Below are 22,356 nucleotides of genomic sequence, written 5' to 3'. Positions count from 1 at the left end.
TTGTGCCGTTGAGATTGATTCTGCCTAGGTAAAAGATCAGATCATCAGAATCTCACGGATATCCTGCTCAGTTAGGGAGGATAAGGCTTCCTGCCCAGGCTCGATGACTTCATCGATCAGATTCTTTTTCTTCTGCTGCAGCTCGTACATTTTATCTTCTACTGTGCCTTGAGCGATTAGCCGGATCACCTGCACTACCTTCTTTTGTCCGATCCGGTGTGCCCGGTCAGCGGCCTGTTGTTCGACTGCGGGATTCCACCACAGATCATAGAGAATAACAGTGTCTGCTCCCGTCAGATTCAGACCCGTACCGCCTGCTTTGAGCGAGATGAGGAACAGGTCACGTTCCCCCTCATTGAAAAGTCCACACAGTTCAACCCTCTTTGCAGCAGGAGTGTGACCATCCAGATAGAAATGAGAAATTCCCTGTAAGCCCAGCTCACGGCTGATCATCCCCAGCATCTCAGTGAATTGTGAGAAAATCAACATACGCTTGCCGGAGCTGCGGCATTCCTCAATGATCTCCAGCAGCTGCTCGAATTTGCCCGATCCACCGGTATAACCTTCCACAAAAAGTGCAGGATGGCAGCACAGCTGGCGCAGACGGGTCAGACCGGCAAGCACCTTGATCCGCCCATTGCCGAACCCATCGCTATCCAGATGCTTCAGCGCTTCCTTCCGTAGTCTGGCGAGATAGGCGACGTACAGCTTTTTCTGTTCCGGCAGCAGCTCGGAGGCCTGAAGGGACTCGATCTTCTCCGGCAGCTCTTTGAGCACATCACTTTTGAGGCGGCGCAGCAGAAACGGCCGGATTCGCCTTGCGATAGTCTCCCGGGGCAGATCGTGAAAGGCTTTTTTGCCCGGGAACAGTCCAGGGAATACGACGCCGTAGATCGACCAGAGATCCTCTAGCGCATTTTCGACAGGAGTTCCTGTAAGGGCGAAGCGGTAGCGAGCCTGTAATGCTTTTACCGCCTGTGCAGTCTGGGTGGCATGGTTCTTAATGACCTGCGCTTCATCCAGAATGAGTGTATGGAAAGAACGTTTGACGTACAGCTCCACATCACGACGCAGCAGCGGGTAGGAGGTAATCAGAACATCACAGCCAGCCGCATTCCGCAGAGTCCGGCTCCGCTGGTTCAGGTTTCCGTCGGCGATAGCCGCTTTGATCTGCGGAGCAAAGCGCTTTAGCTCATTCTGCCAGTTGTAGAGCAAAGAGGCAGGAGCAACGATAAGTGCAGGCAGCCCGGTCTTGCGGATATCCTCCAGCTCTGAGAGCAGGAAGGCGATGCTCTGCAGCGTTTTGCCCAGCCCCATATCATCTGCTAGGATGCCGCCGAAACGGTAGTGAGCCAGCGTCTTCAGCCACTGGAATCCATACTGCTGGTAATCCCGCAGCACAGGAGCCAGGGTCTCCGGAATCGCAAAGTCGAGGTTCTCGGGACTGTGTATGTTAGCTAGAAGCCGGCGGAAGGAGCGTCCAATGCGGATTGCATCGGTGCCTCCTTTGCCAGTACTTTCATCCAAGTGAAGCCCCCGGATTAAAGGTAGGGAGAATTCTGCACCTGGAATATCGGTATTCGCCATTCCGAGCTCGTTAATCAAAGTAATGATCTCCTGGAACTCGGCGGTTTCCAGCGGCAGCAGTGCCCCGTCCGGTAGGCGGTAATATTTGCGCTTTTCCTGCAGTGATTTCAGTATAAGTACGATATCCGACTCAGGAATACCGTCCATACCGAATTTGAAATCAAGCCAGTCGGTTTTTTCATTCCAGGTCAAACTGGCCTTGGGGACATAAGTGCCAGCAGGCATCCTCATCTTGACTGCGGTGGTCGCATATACCTGCAGCAAGGGCTCAAGCAATGGAATCGTATGGTACAGGAAGTCATATTCCCCTTCTTCGTCGTTCATAATATAGCCGCTGTCTGTCCGGGCAAAAGACTCATGAGACATCAGCTCCAGAATCCGCTGCTCCGTTTCAATATCCCTCATGAGGATGACTTCATCACCACGGTCACGAGTTTGTTCCTCCAACGGATTGATTACAATCGTTCCGTATTGGAATTCCAGCCCGGCCAGCAGCCGGTCACGCACCCGGTCCAGATAGAGTCTGGCTTGCAGCTGCGTCTGTACCACCCGGTCAGCGATCGCTTCAGCGATATGAACCTGTCCCAGCTTTTTGAGGCCGGGAATTACCTTGTCCATAAAAGTCTCCATCTGTCCGGGGGAGATAATGATCCCGTTGGTTCTAGACTCGGCCAGCATCTTCTTCAGCTCGGAGAGACGTATGCATTCCTGTGCCGGCAGCTTCAGCAGCTTATTTTCAGACAACACTAGCCCGTAATCCTCCATGACCGTGATGTGTGCTAATCCTTGAATGTCCAGCCGGTAGCCTTTTTCTTCAGCCTCATCAAACTGAAAGCTTAGTGCGGGGAGCCCGTTTTCTATGGGAATACCTGCGGTGACCGTACCGCCAACCTGCCAATGGACAGAAGGGGCTGCTTCCAGAACAGGTAGCAGAGACTCCCAGAAAAAGGGCGGAAGGGCCAGCACACGCTCTCCGCCAATGCTTCCGGAATAGGAAGAATAAGAGGAGGTACTGTCACGATAGACCCGTTCATTCTGAAGGATCTCAATCAGCTTCAGCAGCACTGCATTGTCTTCCTTCTTAAAGCTGTGCAGGGCAGGGTCATAGATGAAATGCTTGGAGAATTCAAAGGGCTTGCCCCGGTGAACGTGTTCCAGAAACGCTCTTATTTTCTGAACAATGTAGAGACGTCTCGGACCCACTTTCAGTTCAATACCGAGCATGCGGCTGCCAAAATGATAGGAAACTGGTTTGCAGATGATTTCCAGCTCTAGCGGGATTCTGATGTCGATATAGGCTCCTGCCCCGCTCGGGCGTCGGCGGCTGTTCCCGAACAATCCCAGCATGCTGCTTACAAGATGCCGGTCATTGGATTCATCAGGTAAGTTTGGTGAGGTCGTGTTAAGCTGACGCGGAAACAGTATGCCTGTCTTTCCAGTAAATACCTCATGCTGCTCCCGGGCGGTATCCGGTCCTGTTACGGATAACTGTCCATCCACGTCATCTCCGGTATAAAGGATGGATACCAGAACTGCGGCAATATGCTTGCAGAACGGTCCGCCGTGGTAATATGCGGGGCAGGTACATTTGCCGTTCACATCCCCGTCGCTGTCTATGGTGAGCGTGATATCGTAAGGCTCCAGCCCGTAGACTATAGCCTGATACTTTGAATATTCCAGTCCTTCGTTATCCTCTGCCGAGACCAGCCGGACCTTCCCCGCCTCATAATCCTCTGAGCCCTGTTCAAAAGCTGCCTTGCCGCATAACAGCCTGATTACCCGTTCCGGTACATAATAACTCACCGCTTGATCACTTCCTTATACATATCCTTCGTCCTGAATCGCTATAGCTCCCATAATAACAGAACGTGCGTACGCCTTCAAAGCAGTATACGAAAAAGCCATCCATAACCCGCATAGCTGCAGGTTATGGATGGCCGTAGACCGGGTGATATGTTTATTTCGCTTGGATGAGCCCGGATTTCTGAAGCAGTCTTTGCAGCATCACGGCTACCTCGGCTCTTGTAACATGTGCTTGGGGAGCAAGCTCAGTTCCGCTGCGGCCTGAGATCAGACCAGCCTGAAGGCTGGCGGCGATATTATCCAGCGCCCACGCGGAAGCTTTGTCCGCATCTGTGAAGCCTCCCAGAAGTTCAGCTGCGCTGCCGCTATTGAGGTTTGCTGAAAGACCGGTGAGATGCATTGCCTGTGCAATCATGGTCATTGCCTGCTCGCGGGTGATGGAAGCATCCGGCCGGAAGGTACCGTCTTCGAATCCGCCTACCAACTGGTGACGGTAGGCGGTTTGTACTGCGCTGCTGTACCAGCCGGAGCTGCTCACATCCGTGAAAGGAGAAGAGCCGCCAACTGTTTTTAGACCGAGTCCGCGGACCAGAATTGCTGCGAATTCGGCGCGTGTAATCTCACGGTCCGGAAGGAACTGTCCGTCTCCGTTGCCCTCTAGAACCATCCTTGCCCCCAGGTCATGTATGGCAGCTTTTGCCCAGTGACTGGACATATCCTTGAATTCCGCCGGGTGGGAGATAACAGCATAGGTGCTATTGGTGAGACTGCTGATGACCGCAGCATACCCGCCTTCCTGTTGTACAAATCGGGTAGGGACATGGCGCACGGTTCCGCCCGGTTCAATAACAATACCGGTAGCATTGCTTATATCTGTACCCACTGGGAGCGTGAAGATCCGCTGGACATAGGTGCTGAAGCCGGACAGATCGGTGGTTTGGTTCCCGTGAACAAGCTTTACCGAGAAGTCGAGCGGGTCGGTAAGGAATGTGAAGCCATGCTCGGCAGAGGCAGCTTGGGCAGTGCTGGCCAGACTTGTGTCCAGAGCGGCCATTTCAATTTGGATGCGGATCTCTGCTGCGGGTGTGTTCGCGCCGAGTTGGCCTGTTATCGTATCCCAGCTGATCTGCTGTAAGGGAATACTGTATGTTGCTCTGCGATTGTCCATGGATATAGTTACCTGACTCTGCTGTAAATATTGAAGCAGTTGTCCGTTAAGCTCTACAGTCTGTATATCCGAATTGTTGCCGCCAAATTCTATGGAGATTTTGGCTCCAGGCGGTTGTACATTAAGGATTTCTTCGAGCTTGACTTGATCCAGGGTAAGGATGGAATGATTCCTATTATTCGTATGGAGAATGGATATATCGCCCAGATCTACTGTCTTGCCGTTAACATACATAAATACGGTGGGTACTGCCGCGGCAGGTGTTGACGTTACAACCGGCGTCACCGGTGCTGCGGGTGCTCCACTGGTATGGGCGATAGGTGTGATGGGACTGGAAGAAGCAGACTTAGCACTCTTCCCTGCTCCGTTTATAGCTGTGACTGTAAAAGTGTAGGCTGTTCCGTTCACTAGTCCGGTTATGGTTATCGGACTGGCAGTTCCAGTTGTAATACTGCCACCAGGTGAAGCAGTGATCTCGTAGGAGGTGATGGCGCTCCCTCCGTTGTCTGCAGGAGGTGTGAAATCAATGGTCGCCTGTCCGTCTCCCGCAGTGGCGCCGAGTATAACCGGTGCTGTAGGGACCGTCCGCGGCGTGGCACTGACTTCGGCGGAGGCTTCGCTATCGCCGCCTCCATTCACGGCCTTGACGACGAAGGAATAAGTCGTCCCGTTCGTGAGGCCGGCTGCCGTATAGCTGTCGGCAGTCGCGCCCAAGGTCGCCAGTGCGGTTCCGTAGGTTCCCGGAACCGTGCTGGCGAAGACCTTGTACCCGGTCGCACCGCTGACCGGGCTCCAGGCCAGCGTAACCGCCGCATCCCCGGCGGTCGGCGCGGCCAGCACCGGCGGTGTCGTGTCCTTCACCGCTATGGTGAACACAGGATGGCTGCCTGCATCCGTGACAAGTTCAAAGGCATACTCTCCTGCCGCCAGGGTGGAGAGGTACTCTTTATGGAGGGTCAAAGTGCTACCCGACACTGAATAGGCATTAGTGTCGACTGCAGCTTGCCCCAGCTTTAAGCCGTTCAGCAGATTGCCGTTCAGGGTCAGCTCTGCCTGAACATCCTGATAATGGCCTGCTGCGGAACTGGAGGCATTTTTATCAAAGCTCCCCGAGACAGGGGTTATAGTAGTATCCGCTACTCTCTTAACTATTAGGCTGTAGACGTTGGAATAGCTGGAGTCCTCGGCAGACACCTTAACTAGGATGGTGTTGCTGCCGACTTTCAGAGGGACGGCTGCACCCTGCCCATCCGGTTTGGTCTCATAGCTCCCGCCATTGACGCTGACCTCTATCTTGCCAGCGATATCCGACAGGGCAGGCGTTACCGTCAGGCTTCCGGAGGTAACATCAGTCAGTGTATAAGTGTTTATTACGCTGGAGAAGTTTCCACTCAGTCCCCCTGGGGAGACAGTGAGCTGGGACAAGAGTGCATTGTTGTTTTTACGGTGAACATTCAGACTGTAGAGCTTCTCGGTGACCCCATCCTGGGCAGTTACCTTAAGCACAATCGCATGATCTCCCGGGCTTAATGCCAGAGGAACGCTTGTAGAGCCGGTGGTTATAGTATCGTAGCCGCCTTGGCTGTTTTGAATACCTAGGGTTGCTGTGGAATCTGAACTTGTAGGGATGACAGTAATGTTTGTGTCATAACCGACATCAGGTAACGTGTAGCTCGTCACACCGGACTGAAAAGAAGGGGTCAAGCCGAGACCTTGGACGGACAAGGTGCTTAGATTAGCATTGGTTGAAGGCAATGCGCGGGTGACGGTAAGAGAATAGGTCTTACTGATCGATTGGTCCTGTGATATGACATCAATGTACACCATATTGCTTCCCACATTAAGCGGGACAGAGGAAGGGATTCCGTCTTGGGTGTTGTTCCCGTTAATTCTCATAGATGCGGCCGGATCATCCGCTTCTGCGGTTACCTCCAGACTGCTTGCCGAATAAGGAACATTCAAAGTGTAACCAGTAGTGAAGGAGTTGAAGGCAGGAGATAAACCTCCTGGGCTAACGTTCAATTTCCGTAGATCTGCATCATTAGTCTGCGGACAATAGACCTGGACAGTATAGATTTTAGTCGTCGAGTTGTCAGATGAAGTGATTTTGAACTGGAAAATATTATTTCCCCGGTTGGTTGCTAGATAACCGGTTGAGGTGTAATAAGCAATGGACGTCCAAGAGCTTCCATTCATCGAATACTCCGTAGTTGCGCCCGAATTGGCCGGCCTGGCCGCGGCGTAATATCCAATGTCCGAACTGCGCATATGTACTGTGTATTCTGTGATCTCCGGGGAAAATGCAGGTGAGAGTTCACCCGCTGCCTGATAAAAAAAGCTCAGAGTAGCATCCGAATCCGAAGCATCGGCCTTGGCAACCCAAGGCAGGATGACAGCCAGCAGAAAAACGGCCATACCTGCGGCTAAAAATCTCACTTTTCTCATTAAAGACCCTCCTTATGTATTGATAATAATAATTGCTATGATATTTATCATTATATACTATCGGATATTGGAGGGAATTAGGTTATAAACAAAATATTCTGTGGAGTATAAGGCTTGTTATTACATATCAAAAAGGCAGCGGGAGTATTGCATTCTCCTGTGGACAATGCAATACTCCCGCTGCCTGCTTCCGGACTGTTGATTTACTGTCGTTCTCCACGCTGTAGTGCTGGACCGCCGATTCCATGCAGCATGAATTCGAGGGTCAGGTCGATTTCGGCTTCATCATCCCATTCCTTGTCAGGCATGAGCAGCAGCCGTGCCAGCAGATACCCGATAACTGAGGAGATGGTGAAACGTATGATCGATGAGGTAGGCACATTGACCACCTCTCCCTTTTCTTTGAAATGGTCAGTGATATTCGTTACCCGTTCCAGCACATTGCCCATAACATTTTCAATGAATTGTTCCCGGAGAACCGGCTGAAAGGGGATTTCCTGTACGAAGATCCTCAGAATCTTGAAGTTTTTGCGTGCGAACTCCAGGCGGTTCACCATAAAGGCACGCAGGAACGCTTCATAGCTCTCAAAAGGAACATCCAGCACTCCACCGAAGTTACGCAGTACGAAAGGTGCAATCATTTTGGCCATCGCCGGACTTACAATAGACAGCAGCAGCTCTTTTTTAGTCTTGTAGTAGCGGAATATGGTTCCTTCTGCCACTCCCGCCCTTTGGGCAATTTCACTGGTAGCGGCAGCCGCGTAGCCCTTCTCGGAAAAAATCTCTATGCCTGCCTGCAGAATGGCCAGCTGCTTGGGTGTCATCTTTTGTTCTTCACTGATAGCCAGCAGCTCTGCAATCCACTCTTCCTGACCTTGCTGCTCTGCCGCTTTGTTCTTATCCATCCCGTTTATCCTCCGAATCTTTTCCTTCAATATAGTCTACCTAGTCTACCACAAGGGATTGAAGTTTACATTTTACGGTGCTTGCGCAGAGCCAGCACATTCAGCAGCATGAACAAGAGGGAGAAGCCGATGAGCGCATAGACATCCAGGTCGATGGCGTCCCAGCCTTTGCCGCGGATCATGATGTCTGTCAGCGCGTCCGAGCCATAATAGATCGGCGTTGCCAGTCCGACACGCTGCAGCCACAGAGGAAGGGTATCCAGCGGGAACAGTCCGCTCAGGAAAATCTGAGGAACAATGATCAGCGGAATGAACTGAATCATCTGCAGTTCATTGGCGGCATACGCTGAGAGCAGCGTGCCCAGGGTCAGCGCTGACATTGAGAGCAGGAGAGTCATCAGTAACACATAGCCGAAGCTTCCCGCCATCATAATGCCGAGTACCTGGATGGAGAACCAGGAGATGAGCAGCGCCTGGAATACAGTGAATATACCGAAGCCGCAGACATAACCAAGTACAATCTCCCAGCGCTTCAGCGGGGTGGAGAGCAGACGCTCCAGTGTTCCGGTAGTCCGTTCCCGCAGGAAGGAGACACCGGCAATCAGGAAGACGAAGAAAAAGATAAAGACACCGATCATTATCGGACCAAAGCGGTCGATGGTCTTCATATCCTCCGCACCGAACAAATAGCTGATCTGGGGGTGCACCTGGCTCTGTCCGGCAGCAGCCGGGTTGAGATTCTGTATAGCTGCAGTTAAAGCCATTAACACCGCACGGTTTGCGGTTGGATTGCTCCCCTCAAGCATAACTTCGGGTGTCGTTCCACTTAGAGTAATTAGGGCATCCAGCTTACTTTCCTGAAGGTCCGCTTTACCGAGGTCTGCTGACTTGTAGGCTATAACCGTGGCGTTTTGTGATTCCAGTGCGCTGGTGAAAGGGATGGCAGCGCCGGAGACACCGATTTTCGGCTCATAGGCCTCTCCATTGAATACTAGGCTCATCAGGCTGAGCACCAGAAGCGGGGCGATGAACATGAGCGCCATGGTTCTTTTATCATGAATGAATTGTTGCAGGATTCGCAGGGTAATTGCACGTACTCTCATCGCCGGACACCTCCATAATATAGAAAAGCTTCTTCCATCGAAGCGGCTCCGGCAGATTGCAGCAGTCCCTCCGGCGTATCCACAGCCAGCAGTTGTCCGTCCCGGATCATCGCCAGCCGGTCACACTTTTCCGCTTCGTCCATCACATGGGTGGTCAGCACAATGGAGGTTCCTTTTCCGTTCAGTTCCCGCAGCTCTTTCCAGATGGACTGGCGCAGAACCGGATCGATGCCCACAGTAGGCTCATCAAGAATGAGTAGCGGCGGTTCGTGTAACAGGGCGATAGCCAGCGACAGACGCCGTTTCATTCCACCCGAATATTGATCCACACGTTTACGCAAATGCTCCTGCAGGTTAACAATCTCCATCACATCAGCGATACGCCGGGTACGGTTTCCGCCTTTAAGCCCGTACAGGGATGCGAAGAACTCCAGGTTTTCTTTGGCACTAAGCTCGGTGTAGAGTGCATCCGATTGTGCCATATATCCGATTTGCTGCAGTAATGAGAGTTGGGGGACACGGGTACCCAGCACCTTCACCTCTCCTGAGTTAACTTCATCGATGCCGGTCAGTAGCTTCACGAGAGTGGTTTTACCCGAGCCGGAAGGCCCAAGAATGCCAAAGGTTTCTGCCTGCTTCACCTGGAGTGAAATATCTTTCAGTACCTCTTTACTGCCGAATGCCCGGTGAACATGAGTGACAGCAATCACAGGATTCACTTGGTTCATGATAATCTCCTCGATTCCAAAGATATGAGTGAGTACTCACTCATTATTCTAGATCAATCCGTTGCTGAAGTAAATTTCTTTTTTGGAAAAACATTATCAGGTAAGCCGATACTTGGTTTTAACCTGTGGAAGTACAGGGTAATTATGGGTATGAGTATAGGTGCTAATCCTATAGTCCATACAGGAGGGGTTGGAAGATGGTTTACATAAAAGGTGTGCTACCCTTGCTGGTGCTGGCAGCAGCCACAGTGCTTGGCGCGTGCAGCAATGGGGGAAGTGGAGCTTACGGAGGGCATTTCCGCACTCTGGCAGAAGAAAGTGTAGACCAGCCGCAGTATCTTCCCGGGGATTTGCCGATTCCAGCCGGTGCGGGCATTACCTTTACAGAGGGTGAGACGGCACACGGGAAAAAGTCCTCCATGCTGATCTACGAAACGCAGGAAAGTATGGACGAGCTTGGCAGCACCTACCAAAAATATGTGAGTGACAAAGCGCTGAAGCGCGGGACACAGATTGTGGACAGCAATAACTTGATTATTAATGGCAAGGTTCCCAATGCCTACTCTTATTCTATTATTGGTACCAGTTCTGCTTCGGATCCCGGCACTGCCGAAATTATCGTAACATGGATTGAGAATTAACCTAATTCACCGGAATTTTATCTAAAGACCGGCCTTGAATATTCAGGGGCGGTCTTATTTTATGTAAAAATTCGCAGGTTTGATGCCGTTAATTCTTTTTACTTTGCCCAGTTAATATTTCCATAACATTCCTCTCGAACAGAATTGACACTCGTAGATGAAAATAACATTAGCAGTTACCTATAGGAAAAGGGTGAATCTAATTGAGAAATAGTAAATGGTTCAGCGCGGCTTTGGCTTCAACACTTCTCGTAGCAGGAGGAGCGGGAAGTATTTTGGCAACAAGCAGCAGTGCTAATGCTGCCGCCGTCACAACCGCAGCAGTCAAGGCAGGCAGTACAACCTGGACTGTGAACGGAACGCCGGTGACCCTCAGCACCATTGATAAGGGCGGGTATAAGCTGTATTCGCTAAGTCAAGTGGCAGGAGAGCTTGGCGCCAAGCTGATCTTGGGCAGCAGCGGTTTTGAACTGAATGACAGCAAGGGGTTACATAATGTAGTAATTCAGGCAGGTGCAAAAAGCTATCAAGTAGATGGTGCGGCACAGCAATTCACCGTAGCTCCTGTTATCTATAACGGTAAAGCCTATGTAGAACTGACTAAGCTGGTTACTGCGCTTGGCGGAGAACTGCAGGCTGATGACCACACGATCCTGAGCTTTGCCCGTCCGGAAGGCCAATTCGATACTCTGCACTTTAGTGCTGACGGAAGTATTATTGCGGATAAAAGCGATTCCGATACAGCACAGCTGTTCAAATTCCGTACTTTCCCTGGCGACTATGAGGTTTTCTCTTCTAATGATAGCGCACTGGATTTCGCAGTTTCTGCTGATCAGAACTGGGGTGCCTTCACCGATGAGACAGGCCAACTGAAGCTGATCAATCTTGTTAGCGGAGCGATATCCTCACTTGGGACCGACACCAGCGTGAAGACGGATCTGGTCTGGTCTCAAGATGGCAAGACCCTCTACTTCATTCAAGGCGATAAGCAGGAGAAGATTGCTCAAATGTCAGTAGATACAGGAACCGTCAAAACTCTGCTTGAAGATAAAGTAGAGAACAAATCGGAACTGCGTCTGTCATCGGATGCCAAAAGCGTTGTCTACATTGTTAACGTAACCGGGGTCGCCAAGAATGATACCGACAGCACCGAAGATTCGCTTACTGTAGATTACAGCAAAGCCGGCGAACAGCTGTATAAGCTGGACCTCACTACTAAAGATGCGAAGCCTGTAGCTCTGACTACTGCACTGGATAATAAACTGTATCCGGAAATTCTGGCTAACGGCGGAGTAGTGTACCTGAGCGCGGATCCGGATGGCAATGCAGCCAATACCCTGAAGTCTATCGGAGTTGACGGTACAATTACAAACATCGCTCTTGATGTGGAAGCTTCGTGGTCTACCGGCGTAGCGAGTGGCCTGATCGTCTCCGGTACGGCAGCAGACGGAAGCACATCTATCTATTCCATTGATGCGAATGGCAGCAAGACAGTTCTATTCCACACTGCTGAAGATGTTTCTGAAGTAGCCGTATCCAAAGACGGCAGCAAGCTTGCGGTTGTCAGCGATGGTAAAGTGCTTCTGATTCAGAACGGCAAAGCGATCCAGCTCTCCAAATAAACGACTAAGGCAACACCCACATCATATAACGGCGCAAACGCCGAGAGGAGAAATTGTTCATGAAGGTTTTTAAAAAATTAACAGTCACAGCTTTGACCGCAGTTATCGCGGTAACTGCATCTTTTGCCGGAATTGCGGCCGCTGCAGATTCACTTAAGGGAAAAATCACCGTCAACGGATCGACCGCATTGCTTCCGCTGACATTGCAGGCAGCTAAGGAATTCCAGAAGCTGCATCCAAAAGTCAAGATCGCTGCTTCCGGTAAAGGTTCCGTCACTGGTCCGCAAGCCGTAAAGAAGGGCATTGCTGACATCGGCGCATGCGACTGGGATGCAAGCATGGACGTACCGGGCTTCAAAGCTTTTGACGGACAAGTAGCCAACAAAGTAGCAGTGATCCCTTTTGCCACTATTGTTAACAAAAATGTGGGTGTAGACAACCTCACCACCGAGCAACTGCAAGGTATTTTCTCCGGCAAAATCACGAACTGGAAAGAGGTCGGCGGTTCGGATGCCAACATTGTGGTAGTTACCCGTGCCTTCGGTTCCGGTACACGTGTTAACTATCAGGCTAAAGCATTGGCTGGCGGAGATATTACGAAAAAAGAGAAAAACTACAAAGAAACCGGATCAAGCGGCGACATGAAAACAGCTGTGGCTACAACTCCTAACGCCATCGGTTACATCGACCTTGTCTATGTTAGCGGCAGCGACATCAAAGCTGTGAAGTTCAATGGTGTAGCAGCAACTTCGGATAATGTCATCAATGGTTCGTACAAGATCTGGGCTTACGGATATTATATGACCAAAGGCCAGCCTACCGGCGCAACCAAAGAATTTATTGATTATGTACAAAGTAAAAAGTTCCAGAATGGTTCCCTGAAGAAGCTTAAATTCATTCCGATTTCCGCAATGAAGGGCTAATCGTAAGTCTTTACAAATATCAATATATATTGAACGGTAACAGCGGCCAGCTCCGGAGTATATGCGGGGGTGGCCGCTTACAGGAGGGAAAGTATGGGGGCACCGGTCCAGGACCTGGCATCGCGGGCACAGAATAGCAGTCTTTCAGAAGGCGGCTTAAGCACCAAACGCCACAACAGGCATTTATTCAGCAACACCATGTTCCGTTATTATTTTTTATTCAGTATCCTTGCACTTTGTCTGGTGCTCGGACTTGTCATTGTATTCATCGGCAAAACGGCGCTGCTTCTGTTCGCTCATCTCTCGCCGCTTGAGTTCTTCTTCTCATTCAATTGGAGCCCGGAAGAGGAAGCCTTTGGCGCCGCTGCCTTTATTGTAAATACATTATCACTGACGGCATTGACACTGCTCATTGCGGTGCCTATCTCGGTTGGAATGGCTGTGCTGTGTGCGGAGATTGCTCCGAAATGGCTCAAGAGCTTCATCCGGCCGGTACTGGATTTGCTTGTAGGGATTCCTTCTATTGTATATGGATATCTGGGGCTTACCGTGCTGTTACCTTTTCTGCGCAGAGTCAGCGGTGAAGGACTGGGAGACGGTCTGCTTGCCGCTGCACTTGTCCTTGCCCTGATGGTGCTACCGACCATTTGCCGGATCAGTGATGATGCAATCATTGCTGTTCCCGGCAAATACCGGGATGCAGCTTACGCCCTCGGCTCCACCCGCCTGCAGGTGATTATGCGTGTAGTTCTGCCTGCAGCCAGCAGAGGGATTATCTCGGCAATTATTCTGGGCATGACCCGCGCGGTCGGAGAGACGATGGCGGTTGTGATGGTAATCGGCAACACGCCGCAGCTGGCCAAAACCCTGTTCACCCCTTCATCCGTACTGACCAGTAACATCGTGATGCAGATCTCCAATGTGGAATTTGACTCCACCTGGAACTATGCGCTTCATATGATGGCATTTCTCCTGCTGTTGATTTCGTTTGTGCTGATCCTTATCATCCGGATTTTAGGCCGTAACAGGAGGGATGCAGCATGAATTTCACCCGAACACGCCATTCGGCCCGTTCGCAACGGAACAACAAAATCGCCACTATTGCCTTTTACACACTGGGCGCTCTGGTCATGCTGCTGATTTTCTGGCTGCTCTTCACCATACTGAGCAAAGGCCTGCCTTCGCTTAGACCAGACTTCCTCATCAAGCAGCCGGAAGAAATCGATGCCGGAGGCGGTATTGGACCGGTTTTATTCAACTCCTTCTATATTCTGTTCATCTCGCTGCTGATTTCTATTCCGATTGGTATCGGTGCCGGGATCTATATGGCAGAATATGCGCCGGATAACCGGTTCACCGGTGCACTGCGTATCTGCGTGGAGTCGCTATCCTCGGTGCCTTCAATTGTATTCGGGCTGCTGGGTCTTGCAGTTTTTGCCGAATACTTCGATGTCGGACTGACCATTCTCGGCGGTGGCGTCAGCTTGGCGCTGCTTAATCTGCCGATGCTGGCCCGTGTTACGGAGGAAGCGGTTCGCTCTGTTCCAGGAGAGATCCGTGAAGCCGGCTACGCCCTCGGAATGACTAAGTTCCATGTCATCCGTAAGGTAGTGCTGCCGGTAGCTATGCCGGCAATTGTGACCGGCGTCTGCCTGGTGGCAGGACGCGCCTTCGGGGAGTCTGCAGTTATTATTCTGACTGCGGGCCTCAGCACTTCCGGGGAAATGTGGGATTTCAATCTGTTCTCACCAGGCGAGACACTGGCTGTTCATCTGTGGTATGTACAGTCAGAGGCTATTGTTGAGGATGCACGGCAGATCGCCGACAAGTCTGCAGCCGTGCTTGTGTTTGTGGTGCTGTTGATTAATTTCATTTTCCGGTTCCCGCTGTGGCTCGGACGCCGCCGGGGACGCTAAGTAGCTGAAGATCTTTATATTATACAGAAACGGATGCCAGCCTGGGTTAAGGAGGGGATCCGTTTTTGCTCGCCATACGGGGTAGTATGAATTTCACTCCGGAATCTCTCCCATTTACTATGTTATGGACGCACAAACAGCCTCCCCGAAGGGAGGCTGTTGTATGACGTCCCGGAAGGGATACAGCCGAAACCCGGCTGATTGCGAAGCGTATGCTCCCGAAGCGTATGCTCCAATGCTCCAACGAACCCGTCTCCGGGTTCTCATCTCCTGGACGCACAAACAGCCTCCCCGAAGGAAGGCTGTTGTATGACGTCCCGGAAGGGATACAGCCAAAACCCGGCTGATTGCGAAGCGTATGCTCCCGAAGCGTATGCTCCAACGAACCCGTCTCCGGGTTCTCATCCCCTGGACGCACAAACAGCCTCCCCGAAGGGAGGCTGTTGTATGACGTCCCGGAAGGGATTCGAACCCCCGACCGTGCGCTTAGAAGGCGCATGCTCTATCCGGCTGAGCTACCGGGACATGAGATAATACTGAAAAGCAAGCAAAAATTATGTTATCATATATAGATAACTTTTTCAACTTGTTTTTTTGAAACCGCAGTGGGATATGCTATAATCTACAAATGATCATGGTTCGGAGAAAAGGAGGTGCCCTCATTAATCATTCGAATTCCCCCGCCAAAGAGAATATCGTGCTGTTTCCGAAGACATTGGATTATTATCAGATCCAGTTGACGGTAATGCTGGAGAGTGAACGTTACGGGGAAGCGATGGAACTGCTGAGGTTTCTACTGCAATGCCAGGGACAGGAAGAGCGGCACTACGAAGAATGGCAGTCGCTTTTGGAATGGCTGGAGGCGGCCTTCCCCTATGCAGCACAGAACGGAGATGAGCACACAGAGCTTTCGGCCGGTGAGCAGGATCTGAAGGAAGAAGACATGGCCCGCATTCTGGCAAAATCCAAACTCGAAGAAGATGCGGATTATCCTAACAAACTCCTGCAGAAGATAATGCACGAGCCTTTGTCGGAGTCGACGATCCTTGCGCTGGAGCAGTTGTCTTATCTGGAGGGCAGTCACATTGATGATTCGCTGATCAGTTGGCTGGAGCAGACGGCGGTTCATCCGTTGCTGCAGTTCAGGGCTTTGCAAACACTGCGACGACGAGGAGCACAAGGTACTGTCGGGTTGCCGCGCTCAGGTGAAATGTCCTATGTTGAGATCGATACGGTGCCTCTGTCTAATGAAGAGTTCCCGCCGGAGGTGAGCCAGGTGCTTGAACGGGTTGCTGAGCAAGCTGAGGTGCATGAGCCGACACTGTATTATTTTGCACAAGAACTGTGGGGCCAGTTCATGATGTCGATTTATGGCTCAGAGGAATACCTTAAACTGCTCATGGGGGAGGACGCTCAGCTCGACATTTGGGCAGGTGCGCTCCATCAGATGGTGTCCGAGAGCTTGAACGGAACCCGCCAGGAGGAAGAAACACGGGCCATGTACGGGATCACAGGCAGCATGCGCTTTCAATTCGAAGGGGCATACCGCTCTCTCAAAGGATTTGTAAAGAGTTCTCTACTTGATAAATAGAGTAATGTTGTATATAATATAATGGTTATTCTGTGCGTGAATTGCGTGATTATTTTTAAGAAAACATGTAACCTATTTTTGGAGGGAAAAGTATAATATGAAAGCAACCTGGGAAAAAATAGAGAAGAACCTTGGAGTTCTTGAAGTCGAAGTAGAAGCAGAACGTGTAGCTGCAGCACTCGACAAAGCTTTTAATAAAGTAGTTAAGAAAGCGAACGTACCTGGTTTCCGTAAAGGTAAAGTACCGCGGCCAATTTTTGAATCCCGTTTTGGTGTAGAAAGCCTTTATCAAGATGCTATCGACATTCTTCTTCCTGAAGCTTATGGTGAAGCGGTTGAAGAAACCGATATCTTCCCTGTAGACCGTCCTGAAGTGGATATCGAGCAATTCGCCAAAGGCCAGCCGTTCATTTTCAAAGCAAAAGTTACTGTTAAACCAGAAGTAACTCTGGGTCAGTACAAAGGCGTAGAAGTTCCAGTACAGAAGGCTGAAGTTACTGATGAAGAGCTGGATGCTGAACTTAAACGTCTGCAAGAACGTCATGCTGAGCTTGTTGTTGTTGAAGATGCACCAGCAGCTAACGGCGACATCACAGTGATCGACTTTGACGGATCTGTAGATGGCGTGCCATTCGAAGGCGGCAAAGCTGAGCGTCATTCGCTGGAACTGGGAAGCAATTCCTTCATTCCAGGATTTGAAGAACAAGTAGTAGGCATGTCTACTGGGGACTTCAAAGATGTTGAAGTAACATTCCCTGAGGCTTACCACGCTGAGAACCTTGCTGGCAAAGCAGCAGTATTCAAAGTGAAGCTGCATGAAATCAAACGCAAAGAGCTTCCTGCTCTGGACGATGAATTCGCTAAGGATGTAAGTGAATTTGATACTCTTGAAGAATACAAGGCGGATTTGAAGGCACAGCTGGAATCCCGCAAACAGGAAGAACTCAAAGGCGTTCGTGAAACTGCAGTAGTTGACGCAGCAGCAGCCAATGCTGATGTTGAAATTCCTGACGCAATGATCGCAAGTGAAGTAGCGAACATGGTTCGCGATTTCGATAACCGTCTTCGTCAGCAAGGCATGAACATGGACATGTTCCTAAGCTTCTCCGGCCAGACTCGTGAAGATCTCGAGCTTCAGATGAAGGGCGACGCCGAAAAACGTGTGCGCAACAATCTGGTTCTTGAAGTAATTGCCAAGACCGAAAATATTGAAGTTTCTGAAGAAGAAGTTACAGCAGAACTCGCTACCATGGCTGAATCCTTCAAACGTACTCCTGAAGAAATCCGCAGCATTCTTGCGGCCAATGGTTCACTGAGCAGCCTGAACGATGAGATTTCGCTGCGCAAGACTATTGATTTCCTCGTGGAGAACAGTGTAGAAGTTGAAGCTCCGGCTGTAGCTGAAGAAGCTAAAGAAGAAGCTAGCGCTGAGTAATCATTTTTGAGGGCTGCAATCCAACTAGAACGGCCAAGCAAGGCGGCCTCCATAAACATAGATAAGGCACGTAATGTCTGTTACGTGTCTTATTTTTATCGGTGGAGGTATATATCTTATACATAATCACAGTCAGGAATTGGCATTCTCATGGGATTTGCGCTATAATGGCATGCACATGAACAATGCGATATCTGCCACAGTGAAAAAATGACATAGCGCCTTGAACGTGTTAAAATATTTTTGAAACGGAAAGACTAATCTGTACAGAGAAAAGAGGTTGGTGGCATGAGTCTGGTACCAATGGTTGTAGAATCAACAAGTCGGGGAGAACGGTCATACGATATCTATTCCAGATTGCTGAAGGACCGCATCATTTTCCTGAGCAGTGCGATTGACGATGATGTCGCCAATCTGGTCATTGCCCAATTGCTGTTCCTGGCAGCAGACGACCCCGAAAAAGACATTCACCTGTACCTCAACTCGCCCGGTGGTTCTGTGACAGCCGGCATGGGTATATATGATACGATGCAATACATCAAACCGGATGTCTCGACGATCTGCGTGGGCATGGCGGCAAGTATGGGATCGCTGTTGCTTACTGCAGGGGCTCCAGGCAAAAGATTCGCGCTGACTAACAGCGAAGTAATGATTCACCAACCGCTCGGCGGCGTTCAAGGGCAGGCATCCGATATCTGGATTCATACCGACTGGATTCTCAAAACGAGACAGAAATTGAATCAAATATATGTGGATCGCACAGGTCAACCCCTTGAAAAAATCGAACGGGATACAGACCGCGACAATTTTATGACCGCGGAAGAAGCGAAGGAATACGGGCTTATTGACCAGGTGCTCTCTTCACCGATCAAATCTTAAAGGGGTGGTTAGATGTTTAAATTTAATGATGAAAAAGGGCAATTGAAATGTTCTTTTTGCGGCAAATCTCAAGAGCAGGTTCGCAAGCTTGTAGCAGGACCTGGCGTTTATATATGTGATGAATGCATCGAGCTATGCACGGAAATCGTGGAGGAGGAGCTCGGCCATGAGGAAGAGCTGGATCTGAAGGATATTCCGAAACCGAAGGAAATCCGTGACATTCTTGATCAGTACGTCATTGGTCAGGAGCAAGCGAAAAAATCACTCTCTGTTGCCGTGTATAATCACTACAAACGTGTCAATAGCCAGAGTAAGATCGAAGATGTTGAACTGACGAAGAGCAATATTCTGCTTCTGGGTCCAACAGGTTCCGGTAAGACACTTTTGGCTCAGACTATGGCTAAGATTATTAACGTTCCTTTTGCTATTGCAGATGCCACCTCTCTTACGGAAGCGGGTTATGTTGGTGAGGATGTCGAGAATATCCTGCTAAAGCTGATTCAGGCTGCAGATTACGATGTGGAAAAAGCGGAACGCGGTATTATCTATATCGATGAAATTGATAAAGTAGCACGTAAATCTGAGAATCCGTCCATTACCCGTGACGTTTCCGGTGAAGGTGTACAGCAGGCATTGCTGAAGATTCTTGAAGGTACTGTTGCTTCTGTTCCACCACAGGGCGGGCGCAAGCATCCGCATCAGGAATTTATCCAGATCGATACTACGAACATTCTGTTCATCGTTGGCGGTGCTTTTGACGGTCTGGAACAAATGATCAAACGCCGTATCGGTAAAAAAGTCATCGGCTTCAACGCAGCGGTTGAAGGGCAGAAAGATCTGAAAGCAGGCGAATATCTGTCGATGGTATTGCCGGAAGACCTGCTCAAGTTCGGTCTCATTCCTGAGTTTGTCGGCCGTTTGCCGGTGATCTCGACTCTGGAACCCCTTGATGAGAACACGCTGGTTCGCATTTTGTCCGAACCGAAGAATGCCCTCACCAAGCAGTATATCAAGCTCCTGGAAATGGACAACGTAGCACTCAAGTTTGAACCGCTCGCTCTGGAAGCAATCGCCAAGGAAGCGATCAAACGCAACACGGGAGCGCGTGGACTGCGTGCCATTATTGAGAGCATTATGCTTGATGTAATGTATGAGGTTCCTTCACGGGATGATATCAAAGATTGTGTCATTACAGAGCAGGTCGTACAAGAAAAGTCGCTGCCTGAGCTGAGCCTGAAGAAAGACAAGAAAAAAGAGGAAAGCGCCTAAGCGGTTTCCTTAGCCATATAAGTGATTTATAATACATGTCATTGTCTCCACCTTACAACCGCCTATATGGCGCAGGGAGGGTGGAGCTTTGATCGTTATGGGGGAGAAAACCATGTTCTTGAGACACCAGACCCGTCCCGTCAATGTTGGCGGAGTAATTATTGGGGGAAACAACGAGGTAGCTATTCAAAGCATGTGTACAACCAAAACAGCTGATGTCGAAGCGACTGTAGCCGAGATTCTGCGGCTGGAGGAAGCAGGTTGTCAGCTTGTGCGCGTGACGGTCAATAATGAAGAAGCTGCGGCTGCCATCAAGGAGATCAAGCAACGGATTCATATCCCGCTGGTAGCAGATATTCACTTCAACTATAAGCTGGCCTTGCTTGCGATTGAGAACGGTATCGACAAGGTCCGTATTAATCCGGGAAACATAGGCCGACGTGACAAAGTCGAAGCTGTAGTTAAGGCTTGTAAAGACAAAGGTATTCCGATCCGCATCGGTGTCAATGCAGGTTCACTGGAGAATCATCTGCTGGAGAAATACGGCTATCCGACTCCTGAAGCGATGGTAGAGAGTGCATTGTATCATATCGGTATTCTGGAAGAACTCGATTTCCATGATATTATCGTATCCCTCAAAGCCTCCGATGTACCAATGGCGATAGAAGCTTACCGACAAGCAGCAGAGGTAATTCCATACCCGCTCCATCTTGGGATTACGGAGTCGGGCACGTTGTTTGCCGGCACTGTGAAGAGCTCTGCGGGGATCGGCGCGCTGCTCTCCATGGGCATCGGTAACACTGTGCGTATCTCGCTCAGTGCCGATCCGGTCGAAGAAGTTAAGGTGGCACGGGAGTTGCTCAAGACCTTCGGACTGATCTCCAACGCTCCGACACTGATTTCCTGCCCAACCTGCGGCCGCCTGGACATTGATCTTTTCTCCATCGCCAATGAAGTGGAAGAGTATATCTCAAAGCTCAAAGTGCCGATCAAGGTATCCGTGCTGGGATGTGCAGTGAACGGTCCAGGTGAAGCCCGGGAGGCAGATATCGGGATTGCGGGTGCGCGCGGAGAAGGTCTGCTGTTCCGCTATGGCCAGATGATTCGCAAGGTTCCTGAAGCGGAGCTGGTTTCGGAGCTCAAGAAGGAAATCGACGCCATTGTTGTTCATTTTGAACAAACCGGCGAAATTCCAGGACGTAAGCATGCAGCAGGACTGGCTCCACAACCGAACTTATAAGTTGAGTCCTTTTATTATGCAATGAATATAAGCAGGTGACGTAGAACGTCCCATCCTCCTCCGGATCATCCGGTGGTGCGATGGGGCGTTTTTATTTTTGAGGAGGGGTAATGTGAACGCAGGTAGAGATTTTGAGAGAGTGCATGAGGAGTTTATTCGGTATCATCTTTCTTGCCGTTCCGGGGAACGTAAAGGAAGACTGGAGAGAGGGCACCAACACGCAGAAGGATTATTTTGCAGAATGTTTGGTGGCCACTTCGCGGCAATTTCTGTGACCTGCATCCGGAATACGAGGTTATGGATTGGCGAGGGCGATCTTATTTTGCCGACTTCGCCTTTCTGCCGGGGCCGGTGAAATTACTTTTTGAGATCAAAGGATACACATCCCATGTCAAAGAGATGGATAGGCACAAGTACAGCAATGAATTGAATCGGGAGACTTTTCTATGTGCCATGGGTTATCAGGTGCTGTCTTTTGCCTACGATGATGTTGAGCGGCATTCTGAGTTGTGCATTACCTTGTTGCGCATGGTGCTAAGCAGATATATTACCTCGGCTGTACCAGTCAATAAAGCTTTGCTTGCCGAGAGGGAAATAATCCGGTTTGTGATTCGTCACTCGGGTTCAGTCCGCCCACGGGATGTTGCTCAATATTTTACATTGGACCCCAAAACGGTGCGGATTACACTTAACAGGCTGTGCGAAAAAGGCTGGCTGAATCCGGTCACTCGTGGAGCTGGAATCCGAAAGGTGCGATATGAGCTGGCACGTAACGTTCTAGATTATTGGGACTGAGATAAGTCAAGCCCAAGCCCAAAAGTATTGTTGATTACTGAAAATCTATGCTCTGAAATGAGTAGTTCTATGCGCTGAAAGAAATATATCTATGCGCTGAAAAGAGTAGAATAAAGGGATTTTCCCCCTATAAATTAGCTGAATTGAGTGTTTTTCGGCCATTAGGGGGAATTACGCCCCCTAATCTCTAAGAAAGCTCGGTTTTAGAATATTATTAAGAAGTTACAGGGTATAAATCCCTCTATTCGCTCAAGTTTAAGGGGATCAACTGAATTACAGGGTGGATTTCCCTCTAAATGATAAAAG

General features: G+C 50.1%; 16 protein-coding genes and 1 tRNA gene. 11 read left to right on the top strand and 6 right to left on the bottom strand.

What is annotated here, in order from left to right; genetic code table 11:
* Window positions 1-36 precede the first annotated feature (36 nt).
* From AC0MA3_RS15035 to AC0MA3_RS15015, 5 genes are all read right to left on the bottom strand, one after another.
* Window positions 37-3,390: a DEAD/DEAH box helicase gene (locus AC0MA3_RS15035; RefSeq protein WP_474656756.1), complete on the bottom strand. Its 3,354-nt coding sequence runs from the start codon at window positions 3,388-3,390 to the stop codon at window positions 37-39.
* A gap of 154 nt (window positions 3,391-3,544) precedes the next feature.
* A complete protein-coding gene (locus AC0MA3_RS15030; RefSeq protein ID WP_474656755.1) occupies window positions 3,545-7,003 on the bottom strand; it encodes a cadherin-like beta sandwich domain-containing protein in 3,459 nt (1,152 codons plus the stop codon).
* A gap of 203 nt (window positions 7,004-7,206) precedes the next feature.
* Window positions 7,207-7,908: a TetR/AcrR family transcriptional regulator gene (locus AC0MA3_RS15025; protein WP_474656754.1), complete on the bottom strand. Its 702-nt coding sequence runs from the start codon at window positions 7,906-7,908 to the stop codon at window positions 7,207-7,209.
* Window positions 7,909-7,973: 65 nt separating this feature from the next.
* A complete protein-coding gene (locus AC0MA3_RS15020) occupies window positions 7,974-9,011 on the bottom strand; it encodes an ABC transporter permease (RefSeq protein WP_379159671.1) in 1,038 nt (345 codons plus the stop codon).
* Complete coding sequence (locus AC0MA3_RS15015; protein WP_474656753.1) at window positions 9,008-9,739, bottom strand: ABC transporter ATP-binding protein; 732 nt, start codon at window positions 9,737-9,739, stop codon at window positions 9,008-9,010. The genes AC0MA3_RS15020 and AC0MA3_RS15015 overlap by 4 nt, the downstream gene beginning before the upstream one ends.
* 197 nt (window positions 9,740-9,936) lie before the next feature.
* Here AC0MA3_RS15015 and AC0MA3_RS15010 point away from each other — a divergent pair, with 197 nt between their 5' ends.
* From AC0MA3_RS15010 to pstA, 5 genes are all read left to right on the top strand, one after another.
* On the top strand, window positions 9,937-10,380 hold the full coding sequence (locus AC0MA3_RS15010) for a hypothetical protein (protein ID WP_474656752.1): 444 nt from the start codon (window positions 9,937-9,939) through the stop codon (window positions 10,378-10,380).
* 203 nt (window positions 10,381-10,583) lie between these two features.
* Window positions 10,584-12,002, top strand: coding sequence for a TolB family protein (locus AC0MA3_RS15005; RefSeq protein WP_474656751.1), 1,419 nt, complete (start codon window positions 10,584-10,586; stop codon window positions 12,000-12,002).
* 59 nt (window positions 12,003-12,061) lie between these two features.
* Window positions 12,062-12,925 (top strand): phosphate ABC transporter substrate-binding protein, encoded by an 864-nt coding sequence (locus AC0MA3_RS15000; protein WP_379159683.1) that lies wholly within the window; start codon window positions 12,062-12,064, stop codon window positions 12,923-12,925.
* A 93-nt stretch (window positions 12,926-13,018) separates the two neighbouring features.
* Window positions 13,019-13,969, top strand: a complete 951-nt coding sequence (gene pstC / locus AC0MA3_RS14995; RefSeq protein WP_379159686.1) for a phosphate ABC transporter permease subunit PstC — start codon at window positions 13,019-13,021, stop codon at window positions 13,967-13,969.
* Window positions 13,966-14,841: a phosphate ABC transporter permease PstA gene (gene pstA, locus AC0MA3_RS14990; RefSeq protein ID WP_474656750.1), complete on the top strand. Its 876-nt coding sequence runs from the start codon at window positions 13,966-13,968 to the stop codon at window positions 14,839-14,841. Before pstC ends, pstA begins: the two co-directional genes overlap by 4 nt.
* 451 nt (window positions 14,842-15,292) lie before the next feature.
* Here pstA and AC0MA3_RS14985 read toward each other — a convergent pair.
* Window positions 15,293-15,366 (bottom strand) — tRNA-Arg (locus tag AC0MA3_RS14985).
* 109 nt (window positions 15,367-15,475) lie between these two features.
* Here AC0MA3_RS14985 and AC0MA3_RS14980 point away from each other — a divergent pair.
* From AC0MA3_RS14980 to AC0MA3_RS14955, 6 genes are all read left to right on the top strand, one after another.
* The gene (locus tag AC0MA3_RS14980; RefSeq protein ID WP_474656749.1) at window positions 15,476-16,432 is read left to right on the top strand and encodes a hypothetical protein; all 957 of its coding nucleotides are present in this window, start codon (window positions 15,476-15,478) and stop codon (window positions 16,430-16,432) included.
* Window positions 16,433-16,529: 97 nt separating this feature from the next.
* Window positions 16,530-17,867 carry a trigger factor gene (gene tig, locus AC0MA3_RS14975; protein WP_379159698.1) on the top strand — a complete coding sequence of 446 codons (1,338 nt, stop codon included), beginning with the start codon at window positions 16,530-16,532 and terminating at the stop codon, window positions 17,865-17,867.
* Window positions 17,868-18,155: 288 nt separating this feature from the next.
* Window positions 18,156-18,746 (top strand): ATP-dependent Clp endopeptidase proteolytic subunit ClpP, encoded by a 591-nt coding sequence (clpP, locus tag AC0MA3_RS14970; RefSeq protein WP_379159702.1) that lies wholly within the window; start codon window positions 18,156-18,158, stop codon window positions 18,744-18,746.
* Window positions 18,747-18,758: 12 nt separating this feature from the next.
* The gene (gene clpX / locus AC0MA3_RS14965) at window positions 18,759-20,015 is read left to right on the top strand and encodes an ATP-dependent protease ATP-binding subunit ClpX (protein WP_379159705.1); all 1,257 of its coding nucleotides are present in this window, start codon (window positions 18,759-18,761) and stop codon (window positions 20,013-20,015) included.
* 112 nt (window positions 20,016-20,127) lie between these two features.
* The gene (gene ispG / locus AC0MA3_RS14960) at window positions 20,128-21,255 is read left to right on the top strand and encodes a flavodoxin-dependent (E)-4-hydroxy-3-methylbut-2-enyl-diphosphate synthase (protein ID WP_379159889.1); all 1,128 of its coding nucleotides are present in this window, start codon (window positions 20,128-20,130) and stop codon (window positions 21,253-21,255) included.
* A gap of 234 nt (window positions 21,256-21,489) precedes the next feature.
* The gene (locus AC0MA3_RS14955) at window positions 21,490-22,050 is read left to right on the top strand and encodes a hypothetical protein (protein ID WP_474656748.1); all 561 of its coding nucleotides are present in this window, start codon (window positions 21,490-21,492) and stop codon (window positions 22,048-22,050) included.
* Window positions 22,051-22,356 lie beyond the last annotated feature (306 nt).

This window comes from Paenibacillus sp. LS-5 (assembly GCF_056121505.1).
Note: the sequence above shows the minus strand (reverse complement) of the source record. Positions and strands in the feature narration are given on the sequence as shown.